This window comes from Fodinibius sp. GM108 (genome assembly GCF_058386985.1).
On record NZ_JBYEIR010000002.1, the window covers coordinates 98,646 to 124,739 of the forward strand.

The window sequence follows — 26,094 nt, forward strand, 5'->3', positions numbered from 1 at the left end:
TACCTTCAACCCCTGACTAGGCAGAGACGTTTCTAAAATGAACTGGATTATATGGAGATATTGTTACTGGATGGTTTAGCAATGGGAGGTTTCTTTCTACTCTCCTATTTTATCGCTTACTTATCGATACCCCTTATTGCACGAGCTGCCGAGGAGAACCACATCCTCGACCAGCCTGATAACAATAGAAAGTTGCATTCCCGGGCTATCCCCACACTAGGCGGCATTGCTATATTCTTCGCATTTCTTATCAGTTTTTCCGTAAGTCCATGGGCCAACGGCATGGAAGGGTACTCCTATTTTGTAGGCGCATTGTTGATATTATTATTTGTAGGACTCAAAGATGATCTGGTTATCCTTTCAGCTCCGACCAAGCTGATGGCACAAATTATTGCTTCTTGTCTGGTCATTTTTGGCAGTGGAATAGCCATCACAAATTTCCATGGCGTGCTGGGGCTGAGCGAGATTCCTTATTGGATAACGGTACCTATAACCGTTTTTACTGTTGTCGTTGTTATTAACGCTGTGAACCTGATTGACGGTATCGATGGTTTAGCAGGTGGAATTGGGGCTATTGCCTCGTTATTATTTGGCAGTGCCTTCCTTTATGTGGGACAGCTGCCCCTGGCTATGTTTTCTTTTTGTTTGATGGGAGCCATGTTAGGATTTCTCTATTACAATTTTAGTCCGGCTTCTATTTTTATGGGAGATACAGGTTCAATAATTCTTGGTTTTTTGCTCGCCGTTCAGGCTATTGAGTTTATTAATTTAAGCAGTGTTGCTGAGTTCTATGCTATCTTTACCAACACGGCTCCAATCTTGACAGTTTCCATTTTGGCTTTCCCGCTTTATGACACGTTGCGCGTTGTTTTCAAGCGGTACCGGAGAAATAAATCGATTTTTCAGCCGGGACAGGATCATGTCCATCATGAGCTGTTGCGGATGGGGCTTACTCACAAAACGGCTTCATTGCTATTATATGGACAAGCTTTAGGGTTAGTTATGCTGATGACGTTGCTGGCAATGGCTAACGTCAGTGTTAATGTACTCCTGGGAATTTTGCTACTCACAACTGTGCTGATATATCCGACTAATGGGTTTAAAAGACGCTTATTACATGGAGCGTTCGGTATCGATTGGCGGGATTACCGCAGCAGTTTGTGGGGCATAAAGCTTGCCAAGAATCCTCAAGCCAGGGCAAATGGCAATGGCGCTGCTTACAGCAATGGCCATTCCATGAATTTACAAATGCATTCAAATGGCAATGGAGCCAAAGAGAGTGAGAATGAAAAGCACGAAGAGGATGTAGAGAGTATGATAGCTTAAGTCTATGGGAGTGACTTTGTGACTTGGTAATCGAGTGAACGGTTAAGAGATCGAGTGTTGAATGACTTAATCTATTGATTACATCCCCCGCTTTATATTTTTATGGAAGATCAGTGGGTTAAAAATGTGAAGCTTAAGGAATCATGGTCATCCTGCCAATCTTGCAAATCTTGCAAATCCCGGTTTGATGCCCTCATTTTTCATAAAGCGTGTTCTCTCTGAACAGTAGGGAAAGAACAAGGTCATTAAAACCTTACATCGTACCGGTGGTTTTCCTGTTTCTTGTCAGCGTTTAGGGCTTTGGGAGATTGCCGCATTCCGCTTCGCTCCATTTGCAATGCCACGTTCTTTATCAGCTGTCTTCAGACAGCTTTAATGGGTTCCCCTTCTTAGCCCGGTCTTTCAAGGCTGGGCATAAGCTGGCGTTCCAGGACGCAATCCTCTCAACACGATAATAATGTGAGGAAGTCGTAGTCCTAAAAGGATATTGTTCATTTTTTGTCACCAAAACTGCCGACAGCAGTCGGGACCAGAAAACCACTGGAACGAACCCAAAAAGTGCTGATCCCGTGCAATTCTGCGAAGTATGGGAGGGACAAAAGTGACATCCTACGGGACTGTCGGAACGGAGCGGAGAAATCTATCATGGCAATGTAGTACCTGCAGCTAATCAATGGACCCCGATATTTATTATATCTCGTTTCAACGCTCTGCGTTGAAACAAATGGAAAGACGCTCTGCGTCTTATTAAAGATTTAGAGACTGTGTGTAAATAAAGTTCTAGGGTACAACCCTCTCACAACTAATGTTTCTTAGAAAAGCAGGGCGTCTGACTCAGGAAAATAGATCCATAAGGATAGGAGTATCAAACGCAGAGCACTCCTTTCCCCAAAGTTCTTTGGGAGAATAACATACTCTTTTATCAGCTGCCTTCAGACAGCTTTAACGGGTTTTTCCTTCTTAGCCCAGTCTTTCAAGGCTGGGCATAAGCTCAATGACGTATTCATATCCGTCACAAAAATAGGTATGTACCTTTTAGCTGAGAATTGTTACTTTTGATTCCAATTCTGTGAACGTTGGATCTATCCCCGAAAATGTAAAGGGTGAACAGTGCAGTGGAACAGTACTATTAACGGTTATTCAATATTGTAAGAACAAATGGTATTCAAAAGGCAGCTAATTAGTACGGCAGTAATACTTGTCTCCTTCCTCTTTCTTCTAATCTCCTCAGCAGAGGCACAAAATATAGGATCCATTGACTTTGAGAATTTACGATCTGCTGATCTCTCGGATCAGCAAGTGCGTCAGCTGTGGCAGCGGGCACAGGATCAGGGAATTAATATCCGTCAGCTTGAACAGCTTGCCATATCGCGTGGAATGCGTCCGGCCGAAGTGACGAAATTGGTAAGGCGTATACGTACCCTGCGAGGACAACAGACAACACAGCAGGGGCAAAGACAAATCCCCCAGCTGCGCTCCGTGACGACCCCCGACAGCTTAATGATGAGAGCTGATACCTTAAGGAGAGATACTGCCAAAACTAAAATATTTGGAATGGACCTGTTTCGGCGGGATGAAGTAACGTTTACACCTTCGCTGAATATTCCCACGCCCGAAGATTACCAATTGGGACCTGGGGATCAGCTTGTTATTGATATTTGGGGTGCTGCAGAGCAGACCTATGAGGTCACTGTTTCTCCCGAAGGTACCATTACTATCGACAATCTGGGGCCTATTTATGTAAACGGATTACAGATCGACCGGGCACGCGATCGTATCAAAAGCGCACTTACCAGAATTTATTCCGGCCTTGAGGCTGAGGGCGATGCCCCCACCGATACGCGTGCACGAATATCACTTGGCAATGTACGCAGTATCAATGTTACGGTGTTGGGGGAGGTGCGCTATCCCGGCACCTATAGTCTGCCGTCACTGGCTACGGTTTTTAATGCCCTATATTCAGCCGGCGGGCCAGATTCAACGGGAACCTTCCGGGAGATTGAAGTGATCCGCGGAGATAGCATCGCTGCGACGATGGATGTATATGATTTCCTGGTGTATGGTAATCAGAGAAATAATATTCGTCTGCGGGATCAGGATATTATTAAGATAGATCCCTATATATCACGAGTGGAAGTTGCGGGAAGAATGAAACGCAACGGATATTTTGAATTGAAAGAGGATGAGACGATTCAGGATCTTGTCAACTTTGCCGGTGGCTTTGCTTCCGATGCCTATAGAAGTCGACTTTCGGTAGTAGGTAATACCGGCAGCCAGAAACGTATTAGTGATATCAGATATCCCGAGCAGAAAGATTTCACAGTTCATGACGGTGACAGCTTATATGTGGGAAAGGTATTGGATCGTTATGCTAACAGAGTTGAAATCCAGGGTGCGGTTTTTCGTGAAGGAGATTACGAACTAAGGGATACAACAACCGTTTATTCTTTAATACAGCGTGCAGATGGTCTAAAAGAAGATGCTTTTATGAATCGCGGTTTGATATATCGCGAACAGGATGACTTGAGCACAGAGGTTGTCTCTTTTGATGTGAGAGAGCTTCTCAACAATCCCGAAGAAAATGATATTGAGCTTCAGCGCAACGATATTGTTCGTATTTCTTCCATTTTTGATCTGCGCGAGGACTATACCGTTTCTATAGTAGGCGCAGTGCAGGAGCCGGGGACCTTTCCATATGGTGATAGCATGACGCTCGAAGATATAATTCTTCAGGCTGATGGTTTTAAAGAAGAGGCTGCGCCTTATCGCGTAGAAGTATCACGTCGTATCGATGGAGGTGATTCAACCTTTGTACCTCGTGAAATGGCCGACATCCATCGGTTTAGAGTGAATGAAGATCTGGAGCTGGGGGATAAAGCTGCAGATTTTACGTTGAAACCCTTTGACAAGGTATACATCCGAAGTGCTCCGTCTTATTTTGAACAGAAGGATGTAACAATTAGAGGAGAAGTGGTATTTCCGGGAGAATACACCATAGATGAACAGGGGATGCGGATTTCTGATCTTATTCAGCGTGCGGGAGGATTGACACAATACGCTTATCCGCCGGGTGGTAATTTAACACGCCCTGTAGAAAGAGATACGTTGCAACAAATCAATATTGCTGATGTGGATACATTGGTAACCCGGGGAGATATACAGGAACGGAGAATAAAAGTTGGAATCGAGCTGGAAAGAATAATGCAGCAGCCCGGTTCAGAATATGACTTGATTCTGCGTGAAGGAGACGTGTTGGAAATTCCCAAAGAATTGCAGACCGTTCAGATCTCAGGAGAGGTATTGTATCCTGTTGGAGTAAGGTATAAAGAGAATACGTCGTTTAGAGATTATATCAGGGCTGCGGGTGGAGCCACGGAAGAGGGCAAGCCTAAAGATGCTTATATCGTTTACGCCAACGGAGAGGTAGATCGTGCGGGTAGGTTCCTCTTCTTCAGAAACTATCCTGAAGTGCGCCCGGGTGCAACAATTTATGTTCCACGTGAGCTTGAGAGGGAGGGAATGAGTCCTCAAGAACGCGTTGGATTGTATTCGACTATCGTATCGACATTGGCGATTATGACGAATATTATTAATAATCTGCGGAATTAAGTTATCGACGGATGACGGGCGATGGGGGACCGATGAATCGGAGGAATTTTGAGAGGTGAATTATATCTCGTTCCTATGTTCTGCGTCGGAACGTAAAGTATAGACGCTCTGCGTCTGATCGAAAGATTCATCGACACGATATGTAACGGCCAATTATCTCGCAATCAGTTCGAGGGTACAACCCTCTCACAACTCGGAGAATGTTGAATTATAGTATCATTTCAAATGAAGCTTTATCTCGTTTTTACGCTCTGCGTGGAAACGGGAACAGCAGGTGCTCTGTATCTGTTAGAATCATTTCTTTAAGTTGTAAGAGATTGATCCTCAAACAGCGATAAAGTAGAATTGGTTTGGTGTCTTGATGGAGCAAAATCAGACTGTTATCGCTGCTTTCCCATCATCAATGATGTAATAAAAATTATATAACTCTTGTCCTTTGAAATCACAAAAGCAATTAATAGTTTTATCAAGAAGTAAAAATTTCTACTTTTAGAGAGCGTTAACGTCAGCATTTTCATTCAGAGATCTTTTAATGTCAATCACTAATAACGACAATTTTCCCACTCCATCGGGCAATGGATCTTATAAAAGCGAATTTGAGAGCCCGACCGGTCCGGGTCAGCAAAGGGGACAAGATCCCGATGAAATTGATCTGAAGCGTCTTTTTTATACCTTATGGCATCATAAATTTAAGATCATAGGATCGGTTATTTTATTTACGGTTTTGGCTGGTGTGGCAGCATATATCTCCACACCAATATATGAGAGCGAAGGCTCTTTGCTTATCAGTCAGCAGCAAAATCGTTATTCCTATGCCGGTAGCGATCTTGCCAACCTGTTAACCAGCACGTACGGTATTGGAACGGGAAGTACTATCAGTAATGAACTGCAAATTTTGCGCTCCAGGAAGCTTTCAGTGGAGATGGCTGATACGCTGATGAAAAAGCGTCTGATGAGTAATGGCCGGCAATATCCGGTGCTGTTTAAAAGCTATCCTGATGATTCGTCTATGGCCGTTAAGGATACGGTTGCTTTTCGAATTAGGCAGAATATTTCTTTCGCACAGGTGGACCGCGAAGCCGATATGGTCTCCATAAATTATGAGAGTCCTTCTCCGATTGAAGCTGCCGATGTTGTAAACTTATCTATGGATCTGTATACCCAACTTTCAACGCGTCAGAATCGACGATCTGCCAACTCGGCAGTGCAGTTTCTGGAGAATGAGCGGCAGCGTATTGAAGAACGCTTGAATAAGGCCGAGGATCGTCTGCGAGAATTTATGAATGATGAACAGTTGGTACAGGTTGATGTACAGACCGAAGAGCTTATTGGTCGTATGGCGGAGCTGGAATCCAAAAAACAGGAAGCAAAAGTAAAATTAGTTACTGTTGAGTCTGGAATAGATAAATATGAGCAGCGGCTTAATGAAATAAAACCCGGCCTTGCTGATCAATATGCAGATGCAGTAGGTCCTAATATGACACGTTTGCAATATCAGCTGGCAGAACTTGAAATTGAAAAGATGCAGCTGTTGGCAAGCAATCCCTCATTGCGTGATGCACCGAATCCGCCGAAAGAACTGCGAGAGATAAATGAAAAAATAGATATTTACAAGCAGCAGATTCGGGAGAAAACCCAACAGCTTATTAATGAAGGAGATCAATATCTCGGGTTTTTGGGAGGAGCTGATGGAAATATTGCACAAGCTGTATCTGATATCAATCAAAAGCTGATAGAACTACAGGTGGAGCAGCAGCAATACTCATCCCAGTTAGAGGTTATAAATGAGCAGCTTCAAGAGCAACAGCGTTTCTTCAATAACCTGCCTGATAATATGACCGAGCTTGCACGCCTCAAACGTGAAGTAACAATTAATGAGGAGCTGTTTCTTACTATATCGCAGCAGTATGCAGAGATGTCGCTCTGGAAAGAAACGCAGTTTGGGCTTGGACGTCCTGTTGATGATGGCTATATACCCGAGACTCCGGTTAAACCAAATACAAAATTATACCTGCTGGTTGGTTTTATTCTAGGTGGTATTATAAGTGTCGGTTATATCTTTGTCAGAGAGGCTTTTAACACCAAAATCGATGGTGTTGAAAAGTTAAAACAGTTTGACTTGCCGCTGCTAGCTGTAATTCCCGATATGAAGCACTTTATTAAAAAAGAGTATGAGGGAGGGGAAACAGTGCAGGTGCAGGGAAAGAATATTAAGACCGACCTGGTATCGATGTTGGATACTGTTTCTCCGATTTCGGAATCATTTCGCAGGCTGGAAAGTAATATCATATACTCGAATCCTGACATGAAATTAAACTCTCTGATGATTACCAGCTCAACAAAAGGAGAGGGCAAGACAACAATTGCTTCGAATTTGGGAGTGATACTGGCAGAAGGAGGGCACAATGTAGTTATCGTAGATACAGATCTGCGAAGACCTAATCTCCACAATATGTTTGGCTCTACCCGGGCACCTGGAATTGTAGAAGTACTTTTTGATAATGTCCCCCTTGAGGAGGCATTACAGCAAACGCCGTTGTCAAACTTGTCCATTCTAGCCGCGGGTAATCGTCCCCCGAACCCTTCAGCAATTACCCAAAGCAAAGCGTTTTTGGAAACAATTAAAAGGCTGGAAGAAACACATGATTTTGTAATTATTGATACGCCCCCCTACGGTATTATTACCGATGCTTCGGCCATGATACAGCAAACGGATGGTGTAGTACTGGTTGCACGTTTTAATGAAACAACGGAGGCAGAAGTTTCACATGTAATAGACAATCTGCAGAGAGTTGAGGCTAACGTTCTTGGTACTGCATTAACCGCTTTCGACTATAATCAAACAAGCGACTATTATTATAGTGCCCATTATTATCAGGAGCTTTACGAAGATTACGCGTCATATCATGATGGGTGAGATACCAGCCCGGTCTTTTAAAGGCGGTATAAGGGCAGTATATTTCTTACTAATACAGATCAATCCCCAGACTCAGATTAAAAAAGGGAGGGGCCGATACATAACTCATTCCATTTTTTTCGCTGAAATGGGCCATGATATTGTTTTCAGTGCCCGACAAAGCTAACAGGTTATTTAATGCTACCCCTATTTTAACAGTCCCCATCCTTTTGGTGGCATCAATTGATAGAAAATGCTGTGGTCCCAGGTTTGCTGTTATATTTTGAGTAATACGCATATGTCGATCAATAAAGGAGTCTAGTTGAATTCCATAAATCATATTATCCATACCGACTTCCAGCCCGATATGTTGTTCTAATTTTGCAGGTCCGGGCATTATTTGCTGATCACGTTCTGCTAAATCTAAAGAGAGTTTTCGGGCTATACCCTCAATATTCCATTTCATATATGAAATATTTTGTGTGCCCTGAAAAAGCAATCCATTTGCACCGATCCGTCCAGTCCATCCGTTAATATTGGCAGGTTGGCCGTACCATCCTCGTTTGAAATCTTTGTTTATGATACTTGTTTTGATGTGTATAGCATCGAAATAAACATTCGCACTTAAACTTCCATAAACTACAGTCCAGGGATGCGGGGTGGTTTGGACACTGTTCATCAGATTATTGAGGCCTTCGGATCCCACTGCATCATATAAACGGCCCCCGTTTAAATTGATGAATATATTTGGGCTGGCCTGTATATTTAACTTACCACTTATGGACGGCTCGAGGTCCTGGAAGTCGAATCTTGTTTCAACTGTAAGATCAATATCTTCTATAACTGTTTGCTGATGTGTTAGAACAGATTCATATCGCTGTTGAGCTACGCTGTCGATGGGCCAGGAGTATATACGATTAAAATCGTGGTAATTGACTCGTAATTCCGTCGTGTTATTGCTTAATGCCGCTGTGTATGATATAGCGTTAATTTCATTGATAACTTCATAGCTTAAATCTGGCTCCTTCACATCTCTAAATTCACGACCGTTTTGGTAGATTATACCGGCATCTATAGTCAGGTCGCCGAGGAAGAACTTATGATTTAAAGATATATTAGTGTTCCTGTCATCTTCATGAAGTGCTTCAATATTTAGCAGATTCCCATATTCATTGGTTGATTGGGAATGATGAATAAATATTTCTGTTTCTGTGTCAGAAAATTCAGCCCGTAAAGCCCCAAATCCGGAGTATGTGGTGTTATAAGCATCAAGTTCGGGTAACATATTCGTTAGAATTCCAGGAGGTCCCGAGTGAGAAAGGGCCAGATTTCCAGCTAATATTTGTTCAGTTCCCGATCCAATCGTCAATGTCTGGTTCAGAGGACTAAGCGACAGGTTACCTCGTTTGCGGTAGTTGGATTCAAGGATGATAGGAATATCGGGATTGGGGAATTTTGCACTTGGTTCTTTCGGATTAAGAGTTATAGCTGAATCTGGAATTGAGGAAGTAAGGCTGTTATTGCTTGTATACTTTGTAAGGATAGGAATACCCTGGGGAGTATATAGACGAATTGTTGATGGCAGGTCGCGTTGTAAATCTTTGGTCAATCCGCTTACACTGGTAGTGAGTTCACTTGTTTTGATGAGTTCACCCAATGAAATACTGGGGCTGTAGCGATCTGCTGTTACCACTATATCGTCAAGCATAGCATCTTTTAGCATATACGTGGTATCTTGATTATGAACCAGTATAGGCTTTTGCGCTTGAACAGACTGATACATGATCAAAAAGATAAATATGAAGCATGTCCGGCGAAGGATAGACAATAAAGGCCTCTTCATGATTCTCCCGGTAAGGTGATTCTCTCTCAGTTTCTATATAATCCTTGGATCAACAGATAAACCTGCCTCTCTCTTCACTTTTGGCTGTAGTTAGCTTTGTGATCCTCTGATGTTAAATAAGAGGTACAATTTATATGCCAATACTTATTTGGCTGTAGGTAAAGAGGGTAAAAATGTAGTTGGAAGAATCAGATAGAGATATATTATTTTCTTATTACATACCGGGAGAAAATATTATTAGGACATTTATCGAAATATTATTATCCGATAAATTTTGCCGTGTGCAATTTTTGCACTGAATCATTAGAGAGGGCGCAAGTTATGCGTATATTCTTCACATACTTTTCATGATCCACACAAGTCGTAGATTTTAACAATATTTGTAAGACAAAGTTCTAAGTCTGTGTGAATCAACTTATGAATTTGCTATATTCAGCCCTTCAAAAATAATCAAGGTTTTAGTTATATATTTCATATGATCCAAGAGCTGTTAAAAAAGATAGAAGATAAAGAGTTCACTGTGGGAATTGTGGGGCTGGGTTATGTGGGGCTTCCCTTAATGTGGACCTTTTATGAAGCCGGTATGCCGGTCGTTGGTTACGATATCGATCAGGAGAAGATCGACTGTATACATGAGGGACGTCCATACATCAAACATCTGGGGAAAGAAATGATGCAGCGACTTGCTGAGAATAAACATTGTGATGCAACAGCTGATTTCAGCCGACTGTATGAAGCCGACGCATTATTAATGTGTATACCTACCCCGCTCGACCACCACCGAGAGCCTGATATGCAATATGTAGAGAAAACAGCTATGACTATTGGTGAGAATCTCCGCAAGGGACAGCTTGTCATATTGGAATCCACAACGTATCCTGGTACTACAGAAGAATTGATCATTCCGTTGCTTGAAGCAAAATCAAACTTGGTAGCGGGTGAAGATTTTTATGTTGCTTATAGTCCTGAGCGTGAAGATCCCGGAAATGTTGATTTCAATACTGGTAGTATTCCAAAGGTGGTAGGTGGTCACACTGAAGAAAGCATTGAATTAGCTTGTGCTTTGTATGATACGGCTATTGTTGAAACCGTACCTGTATCCGATACAAAAACAGCTGAAGCGGTAAAGATTACCGAAAATGTATTTCGGGCTGTAAATATTGCTTTGGTTAACGAATTGAAGGTTGTATTCCAAAAGATGGATATCAACGTGCATGAAGTTCTGGATGCTGCGGCTACCAAGCCTTTTGGCTTTATGAAGTTTGTCCCTGGTCCGGGACTGGGCGGACACTGTATCCCGATCGATCCTTTTTATTTAACCTGGAAGGCACGCGAATTTGAGGAAAATACGCGATTTATTGAGTTGGCCGGAGAGATTAATACTTCGATGCCGCAATATGTTGTTGATCGGACGCTAAAAGCTTTGAATGCTCATAAAAAGGCGATGAATGGAAGCAAAGTGCTTGTGATTGGATTGGCCTATAAGCCTGATGTTGATGATATGCGAGAGTCTCCCACCTTCAAAATTATGGACCTTCTGGTTGAATATGGGGCTGATGTTTCCTATTACGATCCGCATATACCCAGAATCAAACCAACTCGCGAGCACGATAACTGGACCGGTACTGAGAGCATTGGTTGGGATAAGAAGACGATCAGTAATTATGATGCGGTTATTATTTCGACAAATCATTCTGACGTCAATTACAAGCAGTTAGCCGAATGGTCAGACTGTATTATAGATTCGCGTCACGAAATGAATGGCATTGAACGCAAATCCGATATTCATATCTGGCAGGCGTAGTTCAGTGAACAGTTTGTCAGTTGGACAGTGGATCAGTTGAACGTTCGCCTACCCTGACGGAGGATGCACATATCTTTTGATTTTCGAACTGTGGCGAACTTCCAACCAACCGTTGTTGTGAGAGGGTTATACCCTCGAACAAAAGAAGCATGTATACCCACCAGCTAACGAATCCAGCGAATAGGTGGGGAATAAAAATAAGCTCTCCTCAAACAGCTTCTTTGTCCAGTCTTTCAAGGTTGGGTTAAGGACTGAGAAATCTATTAGCCATATAAGATTCTCTATTCCATTCCGAAAACATTCAAAATCTAATCGGGAGATGTCGAAGGAGAGAGGTGTAATCACTACCACAACGTCATTTCGACCGACCGAAGGGAGTGGGGAAATCTATCATGACAGGTTCTATGGGATAAAAGTTTTTAAAACTCTAACTGTTCCTGCGCGCTTATAACAGCTGTCTTAAGACAGCTTTAGGTTTTCCTTCTTAGCCCGGTCTTTCAAGGCCGGGCATTACCATGGCAAACTCCTCACTCGAATTTCGTTAGGGATACCTCTCCGCTCGGCGGCGTGATCCTTTAGCTCCACTCCCCGTTAGTCAGGCTTCATTCAGGAGGGCATTGCTTCTTTTGGGTTCCACATAACATCAATTCGATTGGAATCCGCCAACTGGTTTTTGAATAGGGTAGTGAAAACTATGTCAGTTTTCAAAAAGTAGGCTCCGCAATTTTCAAATATCGACTGAGACTATTAGATCATTCTATAATTATTGAATAATAAATTCATAAAAGATATATAGGGAATAGTTTTTAACAAACATAAGTACGTTGGCTAAACATATCCCCAAGGTGTCGGTGATCGTACCCCATTATGAGATGCACGATCTGTTGCCACGAGCAATCAGAAGTGTTGCCGACCAGGAATATGAAAATATAGAGCTTATTATTGTTGATGACGGATCTGATGAGCCCCCGGTTTTACCACAGCTACAGAATAATAATATCAATATTAAATTGTACCGGATAGCGCATAGTGGTAAGCCAACAGCCGTCAACTGTGGGATTAGAGAATCTAAAGGTTATTACCTTACTATTCTTGATGCGGATGATCAGCTGACCAAGAATAGCCTGATTAAAAGAGTATCGATACTTGAAAAAAGTGGCGCCGATTTATGTATCGGAAGCTTTACAGTAAGTTTTAACGGCAATAACCGAGTTGAGCGTAGTATTCGCGAGTTTGAAGATACCACGGCAGAAAATATTATAAATGCCTTTTTGACCAGAATCATTACCCCGTTTCATCAAAATACAATGTTATTCAGTCGGCAATTATTGAAGAGAGCCGGCATGATGAATCCAGTTATGATGCGTGGGCAGGATAAAGATTTTGGTGTTCGTCTCTTAAAGGAAAGTAATACAATAGAACTTATCGTTGAATCAGTATATATTTATCACCGTTACAATCGCCCGATAGTTAACCGGCTTCGTAATAGATATAAAGGGATGAAATACAAGTTATCTCTCGGTTATAGTCACTTTGCGGGGTGGCGGGGACCGTTTTATGTCAGCTGGATATTTACCGTTGAACTAGCAAAGTTTGCCCATGATATATTTGGTATTTATGAACGATAGAAACTGGAATATGGAAGGTATTTCGCGCTTTTAAAATCAACCGACATATTTGGGATAAAGAATTTAGAATAACTTATGCGTTGGCTTCAATCTGATGTAGCAAAATTTTTGATTAAGGTTGTAGGTATCTACCTCTGCTGGTATTTAATATATGAGCTTTGGTTACTACCCGACGGGAGTCTCGATGAATGGCTGACCAAAAATATAGTATCTGTTTCGGCAGGATTTTTGAAATCGTTTGGTTATGATATCTATGCCAGCGGACGCTTGATAGGGATTGATGAGTCACCTGGCATTTATCTGGTTGATGGATGTAGTGGCATAGCTGCTATTGGTTTATTCGTGGGATTTATTGTAGCCTATCCCGGAGAATGGATCCCGCGAATTTCTTTTATAATAGTTGGAATCGGGATTATTTACCTGGTAAATATCATTAGGATTATTACACTGGCCATTATTCAGGTGCAATGGCCGTCAATGTTTGATATTACTCATGATTACTCTACAACAGCGATTTTTTATATCGTTATATTCATCTTGTGGATGGTCTGGGCCAATTTGGGAGATAACAGGCCTTCAAAAGTGAAAGAAGCTACTGTAAGTTAATTATGTCGGTTAACCCTGATCCTTACTCAAAGGGAAAACTTTATTTTTGGGGTACCCGGTTTTTTATCTGTGTGATTATTCTCTTTATCTACATATTTATTTGGCGTCCGCTGCGGGTTACTACAACGCAACAGTTGGTTTATCCCCCGGTACAGTATTTTGAAGACAATCAAAACAACTATTATTCATCACTGGAGAGCGGATCTTTGATTATCGAATATAATTATGGGCAAAAAAGTAAGCAGTTGCATTATCGCCCGGAATTCGGATTTTTCTTTCTTGTTTCCCTCATGGTATTATTGTTCATCACACAGCGAAGGAGATATTACGTTTTATTGGCTGGCCTGCATCTGGTAGCTAGTTTTTTGGCGTTTCTTTTTTTAATGATTGGAGCAATGGGTCTGCCAGCCGGTTATATTGTTACTGATATCATCAGCGGTTATTTAACGCCGGCCCTGACTCTGGCTCTTCCGCCACTGATTGTTACAGGCATTATTAACGAAAAACTATTCCGTTGGTGATCTAGGAGAAGCATTCTGATGTTCGAGAGTACAACCTCTTACAACTCAAGGACAGAGTCAAGAAATCTCCACCGTAATGATTCAGGCAGCTGCTTCTGGGGAGCTTCTAAGTTGTATTAAAGTGAAAGAGATTTCTCCGCGCTTCCGACTTCGTCGGAATTGGTCGAAATGACAACGAGGTGGTTTCTATTGTTCTCGACCTTCATCAAATCCCGGTTCAAGGGATAGATCTTTCCATTCCGGATTTATGGATTCGATCAGCTTTATTTTCTTTCGTCTGCTCCAGCATTTAATTTGCTTTTCCCTCTCGATAGTATCATATACTTGTTTATAAGACTCGTAGTAAACCAACTGATTTACTCTGTATTTAGTCGTAAATGCTGCCGGATCTTCTCCTGCCTTGTGCTGATTGATCCGATGATAAAGACTATTGGTCATTCCAGTATAGATCACTCTGGAAATGCTGGCTGTAATATACACATAATTACATGCTTTTGAGATTTATTTACCTTAAACAGTGAGACCATTGGAAGGACGTAGCCTTACAAAAATAATTTTTATACTTATCATTTCGAGCGGCGTCCGCCAACCGGGGCCTGTGGAATCCTCCAATAATTGGAGGACCACAGCGTGTCATTCCACGGGGCCGGCGGACAGAGTCGAGAAATTTATCATGGCAGTTTTATCGAACAAATCAACACATGTCCCTTCACTGCTATGTTAAAACTTCGTAGCACGAGCTTCCATCTCGTTCCGATGCATGTGCTACGGAGCTTTAGCGAAGTAGTGCTCCACGTTGGAACGTAAGTATAGACGCTCTGCGTCTGATCGAAAGACTCATCGACACGATATGTAACGGCCAATTATCTCGCAATCAGTTCGAGGGTACAACCCTCTCACAACTCGAATGCTAGAACCTTCGACTGAATGACAGTTTTTGAATAGCATTAAATATGTAAAAAGTTCCTCTCCCTGCTTGTAGGGGAAAGGTCAGGAGAGGGTCAGATCTTATGCTAGCAGGTAATGGAGACCGTGTCCGACCACCGGTGATGGCTGGACTTGACATCCGATGGATATAACAAGCAGGGCGTCAACTTACTTAACAAGAATCCTGAAGCAGGTTATCATTGCAACCGAAACTATTCAACCTCAAATGGATTATAAACAGCAATCAGAGTGATGATCTTTACAGCTAACTTCAATAGATTATATAGTTGGTAAGCAAACAGTTAAAGAAGGGGAAACATGAAGCCAAAACGATTTCTTCGAGAACTTTTCCTGGATGGACTGGAATCCTGTTCTCCATCCCAGGCTATTAAAGAAGCAATGAAGTTAGAGGGAGACGAGCTTTCAATTTCAGAGGATACAAGACTTAATATAAAAAAAAGTCCAATTTACGTACTGGCGATTGGGAAAGCTTCTGTCCCGATGTATGAGGCCACGGCGGAAATTCTGGGAGATCATATCACCGGTAGCCTGGTTATCACTTCTGATAGTGAGCAGGGCAAAAACTGCTCTTCCAATGAAGTTATTGTCGGCTCTCATCCAGTACCAGACGAAAGCAGTTTAAAGGCAGGGCAGAGGGTGGTTTCTTTTTTAGAAGAAATTCCTCAACAGTCATTGGTTTTGACGCTACTTTCCGGCGGTACCTCTTCGCTGCTTTGCCTGCCTTCGGAAGGAATCTCAATCCAGGATTTAAAAAAGGTTTTTGATCTCCTTAATAATTCCGGAGCAACGATTCATGAGATCAATACTGTTCGCAAGCATTGTTCGCAAGTTAAAGGGGGGCAGTTGTTGTACTGGCTGAACCCCAACACCACTTTGGTTGATTTGGTTATTTCTGATGTGCCCAATGATGATTTGTCAATCATTGGCAGTGGTCCAACTACACCTGACTTATCTACTTTTCAGGATGCGTATCATATTTTGCTTGAGTATGAATTATGGGAAAAGGTGCCCTCATCGGTGCGGAGACATATCGAGCGGGGAATTGACGGTGAAGAAATGGAAACACTGAGGCCGGAGGATAATCCTATTGAGAAACATCATTCAAAGATTATTGGCTCGGCCCGAAAACTAGCCCAAAAGATTTCGGACCTGGCGGAATCCCGCGGCTGTCGAACCAAGATTGTTGATGAAGCTTTTAATGATGACGTTGCAAGTATTGCAGACAAAATTGAACAAAAGATGAGCGAGTACAGCAAAAATATCAGGGTAAGTGAACACACAAAGCCTTACTTGTTCATCTTTTACGGAGAAAGTACCGTTAATGTAAAAGGGGATGGCAAAGGCGGACGCAATCAAGAGCTTGCTTTGCGAGGAGCTTTAAAAATTTTGGGAAGTAACAATGTAACATGGCTTAGTGCGGGTACCGATGGTATTGATGGACCGACTGATGCAGCGGGTGCTATTGTGGATGGGACTACCATTTCGGAAGCCCGCAGCCGTAGCATAGATCCACAGTACTATCTCGATCATAATAATTCCTATGTTTTCCATGATCAGTTGGGGACTCATCTCAAGACGGGCCCCACCGGCAATAATCTGATGGATATCGTTTTGATTTTGGTCGATAGAACGAGTGATTAAGTTGACCCTCTTTTAATTTCTCCCTACCTGTAGGGAGAAAACTCGTTGTTCCTGGAATTGAAGGTCCAATTCCAGCCAAGTATCTATTAAAAAAGTTTCCCTCCCTATGGTGAATAGGGAGGGAACAAGCCTGCGCTCCGAAACCTTGGTGTAGGAGTGGGTGGGTTCTGGTGCAAATTTGCAACTTGTACCAGTTATCTTGTTTCAACGCTCTGCGGCGTGAACGCTTGATCGAGCTGTAACGAAACGATGATATCCCCTCTCATAATAGTTGAAAAGTAAGGGTAAAATAATTCCATAAAAATAGGAATGCTCAAAACGCAGAGCGTTTACCGCCGGGTCCCGACGCAGAGCATCGGGACGAGATAAAACTTGTCGTGAGGGAGTTGCACTCCCGAACTTTGAACAAGGACTTGTTCTGTTGCCATAAATCTCCACAGATCCTTACAAAAAACAACGTTGATGTCATTCTGAGTGGAATAAAGAGTGCAGCGATGAATGAAGTCGAAGAATCTCCCAAAAATAGCTCGTAGGCGTGTTAAACAACCTTCAGATCCTACACGATCCTCTTCAAGGAAGACCTGTCCGACTCCCGGCGTGATCCTCCGACTGGCGATCAGGATGACACTGCTTTTTTGCGAGAGCGTTTGCTCAATCTCCACAGTTTGAAACTACTGCCCCACTTCTACCTCGTTTCAACGCTCTGCGTTGAAACACTTGACAGACGCTCTGCGTCTGATCGAAAGATTGATTATAGCCACAGCAAGAGCGTCCGCTCGTGCTGTAAATAAGTTCGAGGGTACAACCCTCTCACAACGAGGAGGGAACAAGGTCGCCGACACGCCGTAGCCGATCTGGCGACGGCGCGGTGGGTCAAAACAACTAAAATTTTTCAGCAATTTGGTTTATCTTTAGCAGTTATTTATTCTCTGACTAATTTATAATCCACACCAGCTAATTTTAGTATGATTTGGGAGGATAGTGTTTACTTATGGTTTTTGCTCATTATTCCATTGTTAATAGCCGCAAACTGGTGGTATAACAAGCAACTGGATGAGAAGCGAAAATCATTCTTTGGGTCAGAACTTTTCGAAAAACTGCGATCAGGATTTTGGCCGCTTGGCAAACGTATTCAAACGATCAGCGTTTATGTGGGGATAGCTCTGCTAATCATTGCTGCAGCCGGCCCCAAAATAGGTACTGAAGTCCGGGAAGTGAAAAGACAGGGGGTGGACCTGCTCGTTGCTTTGGATCTTTCTGCAAGTATGAATGTCGAGGATGTGAGGCCCAGCAGATTGGAGAAAGCAAAATATGAAATTTCACGCCTCGTGGATCGCCTTAACGGAGACCGCGTAGGTCTCATCGTGTTTACCGGCGAATCCTATCTGCAAGCTCCGATGACTCTGGATTATTCGGCATTACGCATGTTCTTAAATATTGCCGAAACGGAACAGATGCCCTCATCCACTACCGATTTTAGTGCAGCCATGGAGACCGCTATCGATGCTTTTGACTCGGAAGATGAGCAAAATACCAATGCCTCGAAGGTGCTACTGATTATATCTGATGGGGAAAATCATGGCGATTCCTATGATGAAGCCCTTGACCAATTACGCCAGCAAAATGTATCGGTCTATACACTGGGTATTGGTACAGAATCAGGCGGGCGCATTCCGCTCTATGATGATTCAGGATCATTAATGGGATATAAGCGTGATAACCAGGGTAAAGTGGTTACTTCAAGACTGGAGTCGAGTGTTCTTCGATCAATTGCTGAGGAGGGGGGAGGCGAATACTACGAAATCCGCGGCGGCGGTTCTGGTATTGATAGTTTCCTCGGTCGACTGGATGAGCTCCAACAGGGAGAATTTGCCAGCCAGGAATACGCCGATTTTAAGAATCAGTACCAGTGGCTTGCAGGTATTGGCCTGTTGTTTTTATTGATTGGGATGGTGTTTCCGGAGTTTAAAATCCGTGGTTAAGTAATTTAGGAATTGTGAGATATTTCTGAGGCTGATGGGGAAGGCACTGATAAAAATGAAGTAGCTAAATAAATGGTACCTTAGATTGTGAACAAGCAGATCAAAAATTTTGTAACTCCTAATTTTGTCACATTGTAGCTTATAAAATGATTAAACTATTTATTACCGATATCGACGGCTGTATTTCTATCCCTTTTGAGACGCCGGATTGGGAGCTTCTTTCTCAAATACGAAGACTTAACGAGCAAAGTGTTCATGATATGGCCGTGCCATCGCTATCCATCTGTTCCGGACGCCCGTTCCCTTATGTTGAAGCTGTGGCCCAATGGCTGGGCATTGAAAATCCCGTGGTGTTTGAAAGTGCGGGGGTTTATGAACTGGAAACTAATAAAATGCGGTTACTTCCCGCTTTTGATGATGAAGCCAACCGGCAGGTCAGAGAACTCCAACAGTGGCTGCAGAAAGAAATGGTGCCTCGCTATCCCGATCTTATTATCGAATTTACCAAAAAGATGGATGCCGGTGTAATTCATCTGGAACGGGAAGTGATCCAAGAGATTTATCCCGAGATAAAAGATTATGTCAACGAACATTATCCGGACTTTGAAGTCCACTTCACCGATGTGTCGATCAATATTATTTTGGGAGAAAACAACAAGCGTAATGGTATTCTGGAATTGTGTGAAATGATGGGCCTTGAACCCTCAGAAGTAGCGTATATCGGTGACAGCAGTGGTGATATCCCCGGATTAAAAGTTGTGGGACGTTCATTTGCACCTCAAAATGCATCTGACGATGTGAAAGATGTAGCTGAAGTACTGGATGAGAAAGTCACAAGTGCTGTGTTGGCAGCGTATCGTAATATCATCCAGAAAAATCGTCAAATATTGGCGGAAGCAGGATAAGGCGGGTTCGTGTTGCAGAATGCAAGTTTAAAGTAATTTATCTCGTTTCTACGCTCTGCGTTGAAACATTTGACAGACACTCTGCGTCGTGAGCGCTCGATCCGTGCTGTAAATAAATGTTCGAGGGTGCAACCCTCTCACAACTAAGCAAAGTCGAAGAATCTCCCGGAAATTGCTCGAAAATGTGTGGAAGATAACACTTCGGATTCTACGCGAGTCGATTCAAGGAGACCTGTCCGACTCCCGGCGTGATCCTTCAATGCACTTCGTTTACTCAGGATAACACTGCTTTTTAACGAAAGCGTTAGTGCACAGATTGAATAGGTGTTTCCTTGACCCTGTAATGCTTTCTCCCTGCTCCACAGTAAAAACTCATTGGTCACGGAGTTGAAGTTACTGTTCCGGATAGCTATTAAAACAGTTTCCCTCCATATTTTTCTTATTCCCTTTCGCCCGGCCTTGAAAGACCGGGCTAAGAACTATAAAGCCCGAAGCTGTTTAAAAACAGCTATCAAAACTTCCAAACCTAGTGTCCAACGTTGATGCCATCCTGGTGCAGCGAGGAATGGAGCCGAAGAATTTCCCGAAATAGTTCGGCGTGTGAAAGACAACCTTATAAGCTGCCTTTGCAGATTCCTCCACGCGTCACTTGGCAGTGACTTGGTCGGAATGACGTCCAAAGTAATTAATCTCTCCATGATGTCATTTCGACCGAAGTTCCCGTAGGGAACGCAGCGGAGAAACCTATCCTGGCAATGTAGTATTCACTTGCAGCCAATTAAGGATCCCGTTATTTCTGTACTGGAGGGGATTTACTGCCGACTTGCAATGAATTATCTCGTTTCTACGCTCTGCGTTGAAACATTTGACAGACACTCTGCGTCAGATCAAAAGATTTATAGATATAACGTGAGCACTCGATCGTGCTGTAAATAAGTGCGAGGGTACAACCCTCTCACAACTAAGGAATTGTGACGAGGAAAAAGTTACTGAATAATTTCCTTATCCCGTTTTTGAAGCAGCTCAAAATACTGTTCAATCAGGCGCTGGTAATCCTCAGAAAATTTGGTCCGGTCAGGGTCATTAAGCATCTTTCGGATTTTCTGCTGTAACTGTTCCAGGGTGACATCAGGAGGAACAGACTCCGGCCTGTCCTCGGCTGTAGTCGCTTCTCGTCGATCCTCTTCACCGCGTTCCTGGATCGCTTTTTCAGCACTCAGCATGCGGGATAATATATTTTGTTGCCGTTCCATCATATTACGATCGAGCTGTCCGCCGCGCAGGTCGTTAATGGCATCTTCCATCTGCTCCGACATCCGCTCCAGCTCGCTAAGCACGCGATCACCTGATTCTAGCTCTCCTTTCTGCTGTAGTTCACGGATCTGCTTGCGCAGCTTATTTTGCTGTCTGGACAGCTGATTCAGCCGTTCCATCTGGTCCTGATTGAGTCTGTCGCCCTGAATGTCATTGATCATTTCCTCAATCTGTTTATTTAGCTTTTGCTGTTCTCCAGACATCTTTTTCAGCTGTTCCATAAACTGCTGCATAGTCATGGATCCGCCGCCACTGCCACCCTGTTGCTGATTCTGAAGCTGTTCCAAAAGATCAGCTACCATCGATGAAAGCTCGTTGATGCCTCCCAATGATTGCCGCTGAGCATACGTTGAATTAGACTTGTCACGTTCCGCAAGCAAATCAACCGAGCGGGAGAGTTGCCGTTCTACCTCGGCCTTCTTTTGATTTATCTTGTTGGAGAAACCCGGAATCTCTGATGAAATCTCGAATAAAGAATCCGAAAGGGCTGTAAACTGGCGGGCGATATTTCGCTCCTTTCTTGCTTTATCAACAAAAGCCTGCGATGCAGATGGTATGCTTTCAGTTTCCTTTGTCAATTCTTCCTGATTTACAGAGAGATCGATCAGAGAATAGAGGACGTATTCCAGCGCGGCCATATTAATCTGTATCTGTTGCTGGTTGAGCTGCTGCCGGGAGTCACGCATCTGCCTGGCCATCTGCTGCATTTGTTGTTGAATACGCTGTTGCTGCTCTTTGGTATCGGGATCAGATTGCGGCGATTGCATCTGTTTCTTCAATTGTTCCATATTTTCCCGGAGCTCTTCCCTCGTTTTTTGGAGCTGTTGATCACTCTCTTTTTGTAATTGTTCGATCTGATTACGGGCTTTATCCGGTGCGTTATCGTCAAGATTATCAAGCTGCTCTTGTAAATTCTTTAAATCCTCATCTATGGCTTCTTGCTCTTTTAAATCCTCTGCCGGAGACTGTTTGGATTCACTGATCTCCTTCTCCTGTTCAGCCAATTCTTCCAGCGAGTTTGCCATTTTCTCCAGATCGCTGTTTAATTTCAGCGATTTAAACAGCTCCAGAGTTCTGTCCAGGCGCTCCTTATACTGCTGTTCGTTAAACTCATAATTTTCAAGAGCTTTCCGCATTTCATCCGGATTCATCTCCCCGAGTGATTTCTGAAGTTCTTTCAAAGCCTCCTCTAATTCCGGATCATTGATCTCTTTCATGAGCTTCTGAAGCTCGTCATACGATTCCATAGTCTCCGGCGACAATGCCTGTGTTTTCTCAATCTCTTTTCGGATTTCCTCGAACTTTTTATTCAGCTCCTCTACTTTCTGGTCAACTTTTTTACGCTCCTCATCCACTTTGTCAAGCTGCTGTTTTTGTTCCCAATCAGTGTCGGGATTTTGTTTCAGCTGATTTTTAAACTGCTCGTACTCCCGTTCCATCTGTTCAAATGATTCCGAAACGTCATCCAACGACTCGCTCACCTCATTCTCCCTGGATTCCAGCTCTTCCATATATTCGGTCGTGGAAGGGAAAGTGATTGTCAATCTTTGGGATTCTCCTGTTTTTGCTCCATTGTGAGCGTCGTTATCGCGTACTTGTATCCAAAAAGTAAGCTGGTCGCGCGGCTTGGGATTAAGAGCCGGGATATCCCATTCAAACGCCTGCGTACTATTCATGGATGGCCGGGGCAGATCAATCGTTCCGGTCTCAGGGTTTGGCGTGAAAGCTCGTTGATGCTCAAAATGCAATGAGGCTCCGGTAAGTCCAAAATCGTCGCCCGCCTCATACTCCAGGATAAGATTTTCGGGGGTCTCCATTTTTATGTTTCCCGATGGAGAAATAAGATTCACAAACGGATGCTGATCGTTACGAGGCTCAACAACAAAGCGGAACTTATTTTTATTAGTGAGACCGGCACTATCAGACATACTAAAGGATACAGTATCCGTAGAACCGATCGTCCACTGATAATCAAACTTCCTTATAGTTGAATTATCGTTGAGACTAATCGTATCAGATGCTTCTGTTCTAAGTAACAAAAGCTGCGTTACCGGTTTGTTGGATGTCCCTTTCAGATTGATTTGGGAGCCACGATAGGCTCGGATTTTTGAGAAAGGATATCTGTAGCTGGTGGTATCAAGTTGAGTATATGCAGGAGGCACAACCTCCAGTGCAAGTTCTTCCAGACGCGGACGTAATTGAACAGTTACATCAAACTCTTTAGTTCTGAATCCATCCATCTCAAAGTAATAGCTGCCATCGGTAGTAAGTGAAATGGGAGAGAAAGATGCCTGTCGATTATCCGCGGAGACAGGATTACGCTTTCGAAACTGTTCTTCGATATCTGTTTTGAAAGCAAGTGACAGTTGTTCGGGATAGTCGCCCTCAAAATGTATTTCGGGCGTAAATGATTGCCCGTGTTCTAATGTAAGCGTCCCTGGCTCTATAGAGTAGGTGTAGGGATTGGGCGGTGTATAACTGGTCCGTAAATCGACAAAACGGTTCAACGCGTCGGGCTGCCAAAGCAAAAGACCTGCCAGCAGTAATACTACAGCTGTTGCTGATGATGCACCGGCGCGATAGTACGTGTGGATCGGATGTTGTTTGGAATAGTGTTTCAGGCTGGCTTTTATTTCATCAGGATTTAATTGCCCCAGGTTCTGCTTTATGGCCGCATCCTGTAGTGGCGCCTTCTGTGTGTTTGATTCAAAATGCAGATCAAATGCATCACTGAGATTAGTTTTCCCCGTTGTTTTACTAAATTGTTGATAGAACGCCTTGAAGGATGGACTAGACAGTTTTTTATAATAATAGCTGACTGTTGCAACGGCAGCTACCAATGTCAATCCGACGATACTTATTTTGGCAGCGGCAGGGAGGTAAAAGATTGATTCCAAGACACCCGCCAAACTCAGTCCACCGAAGATGATAGCTGCAAAAATGGCGAAGAGTGCAATTTTATACTTCCGCTGCAGATTGCGAAAGCTCTCTTTTGTAATAGAGATAAATTGCTGAATCAGCGTATTTGTAGATTTATCCTGGTTCATTAGGTATGAGCTTTAGCAGCTGAAGACAGAGATTTTGTATACTCATGCAAGTAAAGTAACGAAAATAATCGCTTTTGAATATGTAAAAATAACAAAACTGTTGTGGATTCCATTGCGGCCGGGGATCGATTATGGAATTTTATAGTGTATCTCGTTTCCACGGAAACGCGCAAGAAAATAAGAAAAATAGTTGTTAGGGAGTTGCACTCCCGAAACCGCGGGATTCAATTGAAAATAACATGGAGCACATAGTTAAAGGTTCGAGGGGGCAACCCTCTCACAACAAAGGTGTCCTATCTGGTTACGGAACCTCTCGTGCGTAACCTTGCAGCTGGGTCGAAGTACCCACGGATGAATCCGCGGGCTAAGAGAATTTTGTAAAAGCTCACTTAAAGTGAGCTTCGGTTTTTATTCTTAGCCTGATGATTCATCTTCAGGCGGTGGGTAAAAACGTATAGTTGCTTTTACCACAGAGAATAGGCTCAGGTAGAAACATAGCGGGAGCGTTCGCTCGTGCTGAATATCAACCAACCATAAACTGGAGCAAAATTGCAATTTTATCAGTTGATTTATGGCACAAGTCACAGATTTGCACACAGTGATGTGCAATTATGGTTTTCTTCATATTCTTCTTATCTCGTTCCGATGCCTGCCCTTCGTAGCTTTAGCGTAGTTGGGCTCCGCGTCGGAACAGCAATCGTACCCACGGATGAATCCGTGGGCTAAGAAAATTTGTAAAAGCTCACTTAAAGTGAGCTTCGGTTTTTCTTCTTAGCCTGGTGATTCATCTTCAGGCGGTGGGGTAAAAACTATAAACTGGTGCAAGTTTGCAACGTGTATATTATTGCAAGACTTGCACCAGTGGAGGATTTTGTTGTTTGAGAGTAAAACTGCCGATATTAATTCTGTTTGTCATCCGAACCCGAAGGCTTTCAGGAGAGGGATCTCAAGTGATACAGGCTGTATTTTACTAAAAATAAGAGTCTCCGAATCAGTTGAGATTCCTCATCATTCAGAAAACCCACTGAATTCTTCGGAAAGACACGGAGATGTTGATGGAGTTTTTTTCATTAGCGCGGGAAATAATTGCCTTACTAATGATGACAGATCGTGCTGGAGTCTTTAAATTTCAATTACCAATATCATCAAGCGTTAGTCGCTCATCAACGGTATACTTCCCATTCTCCTTTTTGACTGTAACCACTTCCTCATTGGCATCATGCTCCAGAAATAGATACCAGTCTTCACCGATGGCCTGATCAAGATACTGCTCTTTTTCTTCGAGCGTCGTTACCGGATACATATCATATCCCATAACCCATGGAAGGGGTAGGTGGACGTGCGTGGGGATAAGGTCAGCCATATAGACGATAGTTTTATGTTTGGCTGTGATTTTTGGGAGTTGTTGCCCCAGCGTGTGCCCGTTTACCGGAAGGGCTTCTAATCCATCCTCATAAACATGGTGCTCATCTACAAGATTAAGTTTATTCCACTCCGATATAGGATTGATATTGTCGGATAAAAAGCTGGCTTTTTCCCGCACATTGGGATTGGTGGCTGTTTCCCATTGCTTACGCGTTACATGATAAATTGCATTGGGAAAAGTATGTTGCAGGTTACCCTCGTCGTCATAATAGGTTGTGCCACCGCAGTGATCAAAATGGAGGTGTGAAAAAATAATGTCAGTAATATCTTCGGGTTTAAATCCGTGATAATCGAGCGAGCTCAAAAGATCGCTGTGCTCATAATCGAGTCGATAGATATTCTCAAATTTCTCATCGAACTTGGTTCCCGATCCTGTATCAACAAGATAAACTTTACCGGTATTTTCGGATTCAATCAGCAAGCAGCGCATGGCCATCGGGATTCGATTTTTATCATCGACATCAAAATATCGCGACCAGAGTGTTTTGGGAACCACACCGAACATAGCGCCACCATCCAGGCCAAAACGTCCGGCTTCTATACTGTATAGGTGAAAAGGACCAAGCGATAGGTCTGATAAATTCATCTCCATTGAATTA

At 43.1% G+C, this 26,094-nt stretch carries 14 protein-coding genes; 10 read left to right on the forward strand and 4 right to left on the reverse strand.

Going from position 1 to position 26,094, the window contains the following annotated elements; translation table 11 throughout:
* Positions 1-51 precede the first annotated feature (51 nt).
* The 3 genes from ACT3ID_RS03750 to ACT3ID_RS03760 all read left to right on the forward strand — a co-directional run bounded on the left by ACT3ID_RS03750 (position 52) and on the right by ACT3ID_RS03760 (position 7,852).
* Entirely contained in the window at positions 52-1,326 is a 1,275-nt protein-coding gene (locus ACT3ID_RS03750) for an MraY family glycosyltransferase (protein ID WP_491540653.1), read from the forward strand.
* A 1,158-nt stretch (positions 1,327-2,484) separates the two neighbouring features.
* Positions 2,485-4,935 carry an SLBB domain-containing protein gene (locus ACT3ID_RS03755; protein WP_491540654.1) on the forward strand — a complete coding sequence of 817 codons (2,451 nt, stop codon included), beginning with the start codon at positions 2,485-2,487 and terminating at the stop codon, positions 4,933-4,935.
* A gap of 532 nt (positions 4,936-5,467) precedes the next feature.
* Positions 5,468-7,852 carry a GumC family protein gene (locus tag ACT3ID_RS03760; protein ID WP_491540655.1) on the forward strand — a complete coding sequence of 795 codons (2,385 nt, stop codon included), beginning with the start codon at positions 5,468-5,470 and terminating at the stop codon, positions 7,850-7,852.
* Positions 7,853-7,901: 49 nt separating this feature from the next.
* Here ACT3ID_RS03760 and ACT3ID_RS03765 read toward each other — a convergent pair whose 3' ends face one another.
* The gene (locus ACT3ID_RS03765) at positions 7,902-9,539 is read right to left on the reverse strand and encodes a hypothetical protein (protein WP_491540656.1); all 1,638 of its coding nucleotides are present in this window, start codon (positions 9,537-9,539) and stop codon (positions 7,902-7,904) included.
* Positions 9,540-10,149: 610 nt separating this feature from the next.
* Between ACT3ID_RS03765 and ACT3ID_RS03770 the strand changes: the two genes are divergently transcribed.
* From ACT3ID_RS03770 to ACT3ID_RS03785, 4 genes are all read left to right on the forward strand, one after another.
* Positions 10,150-11,478 carry a nucleotide sugar dehydrogenase gene (locus ACT3ID_RS03770; protein WP_491540657.1) on the forward strand — a complete coding sequence of 443 codons (1,329 nt, stop codon included), beginning with the start codon at positions 10,150-10,152 and terminating at the stop codon, positions 11,476-11,478.
* Between the two features lie 824 nt (positions 11,479-12,302).
* The gene (locus ACT3ID_RS03775) at positions 12,303-13,106 is read left to right on the forward strand and encodes a glycosyltransferase family 2 protein (protein WP_491540658.1); all 804 of its coding nucleotides are present in this window, start codon (positions 12,303-12,305) and stop codon (positions 13,104-13,106) included.
* A 75-nt stretch (positions 13,107-13,181) separates the two neighbouring features.
* Positions 13,182-13,712: an exosortase X gene (xrtX, locus tag ACT3ID_RS03780; protein WP_491540659.1), complete on the forward strand. Its 531-nt coding sequence runs from the start codon at positions 13,182-13,184 to the stop codon at positions 13,710-13,712.
* A gap of 206 nt (positions 13,713-13,918) precedes the next feature.
* The gene (locus tag ACT3ID_RS03785; RefSeq protein WP_491540660.1) at positions 13,919-14,233 is read left to right on the forward strand and encodes a hypothetical protein; all 315 of its coding nucleotides are present in this window, start codon (positions 13,919-13,921) and stop codon (positions 14,231-14,233) included.
* 186 nt (positions 14,234-14,419) lie between these two features.
* Here ACT3ID_RS03785 and ACT3ID_RS03790 read toward each other — a convergent pair whose 3' ends face one another.
* Positions 14,420-14,713, reverse strand: a complete 294-nt coding sequence (locus tag ACT3ID_RS03790; protein ID WP_491540661.1) for a GIY-YIG nuclease family protein — start codon at positions 14,711-14,713, stop codon at positions 14,420-14,422.
* Positions 14,714-15,478: 765 nt separating this feature from the next.
* On the opposite strand from ACT3ID_RS03790, the gene ACT3ID_RS03795 reads away from it, so the two are divergent.
* The 3 genes from ACT3ID_RS03795 to ACT3ID_RS03805 all read left to right on the forward strand — a co-directional run bounded on the left by ACT3ID_RS03795 (position 15,479) and on the right by ACT3ID_RS03805 (position 19,709).
* A complete protein-coding gene (locus ACT3ID_RS03795; RefSeq protein WP_491540662.1) occupies positions 15,479-16,822 on the forward strand; it encodes a glycerate kinase type-2 family protein in 1,344 nt (447 codons plus the stop codon).
* A gap of 965 nt (positions 16,823-17,787) precedes the next feature.
* Positions 17,788-18,804: a VWA domain-containing protein gene (locus ACT3ID_RS03800; protein ID WP_491540663.1), complete on the forward strand. Its 1,017-nt coding sequence runs from the start codon at positions 17,788-17,790 to the stop codon at positions 18,802-18,804.
* Between the two features lie 146 nt (positions 18,805-18,950).
* The gene (locus tag ACT3ID_RS03805) at positions 18,951-19,709 is read left to right on the forward strand and encodes an HAD hydrolase family protein (RefSeq protein WP_491540664.1); all 759 of its coding nucleotides are present in this window, start codon (positions 18,951-18,953) and stop codon (positions 19,707-19,709) included.
* Positions 19,710-20,695: 986 nt separating this feature from the next.
* Here the strand turns inward: ACT3ID_RS03805 and ACT3ID_RS03810 are convergent.
* Both ACT3ID_RS03810 and ACT3ID_RS03815 read right to left on the reverse strand, forming a co-directional pair.
* Entirely contained in the window at positions 20,696-24,070 is a 3,375-nt protein-coding gene (locus ACT3ID_RS03810) for a coiled-coil domain-containing protein (RefSeq protein WP_491540665.1), read from the reverse strand.
* 1,129 nt (positions 24,071-25,199) lie between these two features.
* Positions 25,200-26,081 (reverse strand): MBL fold metallo-hydrolase, encoded by an 882-nt coding sequence (locus ACT3ID_RS03815; protein ID WP_491540666.1) that lies wholly within the window; start codon positions 26,079-26,081, stop codon positions 25,200-25,202.
* Between the last annotated feature and the right edge of the window lie 13 nt (positions 26,082-26,094).